Here is a 3,618-nt window from a genome sequence, read left to right as displayed (position 1 = left end):
GGCGTCGGGATCGCCGTCGGGGTCGACGTACGGCGCGAGGTCGACGGTCGGGACGGTGAACATCGCGGACCTCCGTGGCGGATCGGGTCTGGGCGGGCGGCCACGGTGCCGACCGCCCACTGTAGGTCGGGGGCGGCCACGCCGTCAGGTCAGCGCGACCGCCGCCGCGTGCAGCGCGTCGAGCTCGGCGCGGGCGAGACCACCGAAGCTCTCCGCCCCCGTCCCGTCGCTCCACCGCGCGTAGGCCCGGTGGAAGGCCTCCACCCCGAGGTCCGCGGCCAGCCCGGCCGGGGTGTCCGCGATCCCCCGCTCGCGCAGCGCCGCGCGCAGGGCCGCAGCGAGGCCGGCCCGCTTGAACGCGTCCCGTTCGACCAGCTCGTCGTGGGAGGCCACGACCGCACGGAGCCGGGCCCCGAACCCGCGCTGCTCCTCGACGAAGCTCCCCGTCACCCGGTCGAGGGCGGCGGCGACGAGCTCCAGCGGGGTGGCGCCCTCCGGCGCCGCCGCGACGCCCTCGGCGAGCAGGCTGCTGTGGGCGTCCTGCCCGGCGAAGAGCACCTCGCGCTTGTCGCGGAACTGCCGGAAGAACGTGGCCTTGGTCAGGCCCGCCCGCGCCGCGATCTCGGCGACCGTCGTGTCGTCGTATCCCTGCTCGGCGAACAGGTCGATCGCGGCGCGCACCAGCCGCATCCGCGAGTCCGGCTCCCAGCGCGCCACGAGTTCGGAGCCTAGCGATGAGACACGGTCTCGTCATGGTGCTACGTTGATGAGACCAAGTCGCATCACCGATCGGCGGGAGCATCCCATGCACGTCTTCGTCACCGGCGGTACCGGCACGATCGGCTCGGCCGTCGTGGCCGAGCTGCTCGACCACGGCCACACCGTGCTGGCGCTCGCCCGCTCCGACGAGTCCGTCCGGGCCGTCGAGAAGGCCGGCGCCGAGGCGCTGCGGGGCGGGGTGGCGGACCTCGACGTGCTGCGCGCCGGGGTCGCGCAGGCCGACGGCGTGGTCCACCTGGCGTTCGGCGCGGACTACTCGAGCGCCGAGGCCCTCGCGCGGTCGGTCGCCGAGGACGGCGCCGCCCTCGCCGCGTTCGGCGAGGCGCTGCTCGGGAGCGGACGGCCGATCGCCACCGTCTCGGGGACGCCCTGGATCCCGGGCCGCCCGTCGACGGAGGCCGATCCGCTGCCGACCGACGGCGTCGTCGGCGGCCGCGGCCGGTCCGTGAACACGCTGCTCGCGCTGGCACCCCAGGGGGTGCGCGCCACGGCCGTGCGGATGCCGCGGACGGTGCACCGCGACGGGCTGGGCGGGTTCGCCGGCCTGCTCACCGACCAGGCGCGCCGCACCGGCGTGGCGGCCTACCCGGGCGACGGGACGCAGCGCTGGCCGGCCGTGCACGCCCTCGACGCCGCGGTCCTCTTCCGGCTGGCCCTCGAGTCGGCGCCGGCCGGGACGTCCTGGCACGCGGTGGCCGACGAGGGCGACGCGGTGCGCGACCTCGCGACGGTGATCGGGCGGCGGCTGGAGCTGCCCGTCGAGTCGCGGCCCGAGGAGGACTTCGGCCCGTTCGGGCCGATCTTCGCGATGGACCAGCCGGCGTCGAGCCGCCACACCCGGGAGGCGCTCGGGTGGGCGCCGACGCACCCCGGTCAGCTGGCGGACCTGGAGAACCTCGAGCCCTGAGGGCGTCAGGCCCCGAGCAGCGACCCGACCTCGTCGTCGTCGACCGCCCCGCACGCCAGGCCGCGGCGCAGGAACCCGACCAGCGCACGCTCGGTGGCGGGCTCGTCGAGCACGCCCTCCGACGCGCCGTCGCGGTAGGCGCGCAGCCGGCCGACGACCGCGTCCAGCCCGGCGCGGTGGAAGGCGGTCACGACGGCGAGGCGGGCCGGCACCATCGCCGGGTGCATGTCCCAGCCCTGGCCGATCCCCAGCTCGAGGGCGCGCCGCACGATGCGGGCCTGGATCCGCCAGGCGGCGAGCACCTGCTCGCGGCCGCCGACCGCGAGGATCGCCGACGACCCGTCGCACACCGGGACGCCCGCCGCGGCGCCGGCGAGCTGCATCAGGGACTTCGCGTGCTCGGCGGCGGGGTGGTCGGCGCGCTGCTGGTCGGGGGCGATGCCGAGGCCGGCGGAGTAGTCGTAGGTGCCGTAGTGCAGGCCGGCGGCGCGAGGGCCGGCGGCGGCGACCAGCGCGTCGACCCGCTGCGCGCCGCGCGCGGTCTCGATCTGGAGCTCCACCGGGACGGGTCCGATCCCGTGGTGGGCCTCGAGCGCGGCGGTGGCCTCGACGAACGCCGTCACCTGCTCCGGGGCGGACACCTTCGGCAGCGTGACGCGCAGCCGGGCGGGGTCGCCGCCGGCCCGCACGTACGCGTCGACGAACAGCGCCCACGAGCGCAACCCGCGACGTCGGGTGGCGCGCTCCATCGACTTCACGCGCGGTCCGGCGCGGCGGGGGGCCCTCGGGCCGCTCAGCATCGCGGCGACGGCCGCTCCGGCCGCGCCCGCGGCCGCGTCCTCCTCGGCGTCGTCGCGGAGGCCGTAGCCGTCCTCGAGGTCGGCGCGCAGGTCGGCGACGGGCTGCTCGGCGAGGGTGCGGGAGACCCGGGGCAGGACCTCGCGGAGGGCGTCGGGGTCGAGGCCGAGGGCGTCGGGCAGGCCGGGGTCGTCGGCGTGGCGCTCGAGGACGGCGGCGGCCTCGTCGCCCCAGTCGGTGGCGGTGCGGGCGCTGACCCGGTCGGCGGGGACGTAGCAGACGTGGACCGGCTCGGGCGGTCGGGCGGCGAGGCGGGCGCGGGCGGCCTCGTCGGCGTCGAGGGCGGCGTCGGTGACGGCGAGGCGGGTGTCGAGTGCGTCGAGCAGGCCGTCGGAGAGCCCGGGTGACGAAGCGGATTTCCTGCCACTGGCTGCAAGCGTCGACGCTTCGCTGGCACGGGGGTCCGTCACCGGGCCCCCTGGAGCCGGGTCGCCGCCTCCCGGTGCCGGGCGAGGACGTCGTCGAGACCCGGCGCGGTGACCACGCCGTCGCGGACCACCGGACGGCCGGCCACCACGGTGTGCCGCGCGACGGTCGGCCCGCAGCGCAGCCACGCCGCCACGGGGTCGGAGAGCGCCCCGGCGAAGGCCGGCCCGGTCTGCGGCCACACCGCGATGTCGGCGGCGGCGCCCGGCGTCAGCTGCCCGATCTCGCCGTCGCGGCCGAGGCAGCGGGCGCCGTCGCGGGTGGCCATCGCCAGGACCTGCCGCGCCGAGGCCGCCTTCGGGCCGCCGCGCACGCGCCCGAGCAGCATCGCGTGCCGGGACTCGACCCACAGCGAGGCGATGTCGTTGGAGGACGAGCCGTCGCAGCCCAGCCCGACGGGCACGCCGGCCGCGCGCAGGTCGCTCACGGGGCAGATGCGGGTGTTGCCCAGGACCGAGTTCGACGACGGGCAGTGCGCCACGCCGACGCCCGCCGCGCCGAGTCGCGCGATCTCGGCGTCCGACGGGAAGATGCAGTGCGCGACCCAGGCCCGGTCGGTCAGCCAGCCGACCTCCTCGAACTGGTCCACCGGCCGCCGCCCGAAGGTCTCCAGGCAGTAGGTGTCCTCGTCGGCGTCCTCGGCCAGG

Annotated in this window: 4 protein-coding genes; 1 reads left to right on the top strand and 3 read right to left on the bottom strand. The window is 77.4% G+C overall.

Annotated features, from left to right (window positions below):
- Positions 1-144: 144 nt before the first annotated feature.
- Complete coding sequence (locus AC0CYZ_RS10975; RefSeq protein ID WP_472215170.1) at positions 145-717, bottom strand: TetR/AcrR family transcriptional regulator; 573 nt, start codon at positions 715-717, stop codon at positions 145-147.
- An 88-nt stretch (positions 718-805) separates the two neighbouring features.
- Here AC0CYZ_RS10975 and AC0CYZ_RS10970 point away from each other — a divergent pair, with 88 nt between their 5' ends.
- Positions 806-1,687 (top strand): SDR family oxidoreductase, encoded by an 882-nt coding sequence (locus AC0CYZ_RS10970; RefSeq protein WP_472215167.1) that lies wholly within the window; start codon positions 806-808, stop codon positions 1,685-1,687.
- Positions 1,688-1,692: 5 nt separating this feature from the next.
- Here the strand turns inward: AC0CYZ_RS10970 and AC0CYZ_RS10965 are convergent, their stop codons facing one another.
- Positions 1,693-2,955 (bottom strand): DUF6986 family protein, encoded by a 1,263-nt coding sequence (locus AC0CYZ_RS10965; RefSeq protein WP_472215165.1) that lies wholly within the window; start codon positions 2,953-2,955, stop codon positions 1,693-1,695.
- Positions 2,952-3,618: amidohydrolase family protein (locus AC0CYZ_RS10960; RefSeq protein ID WP_472215163.1), on the bottom strand; the 667-nt coding region annotated here is incomplete at its 5' end. The genes AC0CYZ_RS10960 and AC0CYZ_RS10965, both read right to left, overlap by 4 nt.

It is taken from the genome of Actinomycetospora sp. (assembly GCF_055612215.1).
Note: the sequence above shows the minus strand (reverse complement) of the source record. Positions and strands in the feature narration are given on the sequence as shown.